This window comes from Burkholderia sp. SIMBA_051 (assembly GCF_046534915.1).
Lineage (GTDB): Bacteria > Pseudomonadota > Gammaproteobacteria > Burkholderiales > Burkholderiaceae > Burkholderia > Burkholderia ambifaria.
In genome coordinates this window covers 1-323 of record NZ_JAWRXS010000126.1, presented here as the reverse complement: position 1 = coordinate 323, position 323 = coordinate 1, and the positions used below count along the sequence as shown (strand labels likewise).

The following is a 323-nucleotide window of genomic DNA, read 5'->3' as shown; positions in this document are numbered from 1 at the left end:
GAGAACGCTGCGTCGACGAGATCGCGTGCTCGGAGATTGCATTGATATTGCGACCGATACCCACGGCAACGATCATGTCATTGGTGAGAATGCGATCCAGATGGCTGGCGACCAGGCCGGCAAGCAGTTCGCGCTGCTTGTCCTGGTCTTTGTGATTGACGGAGACGATTGCCTTTTCGATCCCGAACCGATCGATCAACTCGCGTTCGAGGTCCCGTGTATCGCGTGGATGGTGCCTTACGCGAATTTCAACGATGCCTTCTTCCTGGGCACGCTTCAGAAGACGGCCTATCTTGGCGCGAGACAGCGAGAACTGCTTTGAC

At 56.0% G+C, this 323-nt stretch carries 1 protein-coding gene; it reads right to left on the bottom strand.

Annotated elements, in window-relative coordinates; genetic code table 11:
* Positions 1–323 (bottom strand): sugar-binding domain-containing protein (locus SB771_RS33855; protein WP_410721901.1); only part of this gene is annotated, 323 nt, incomplete at both ends.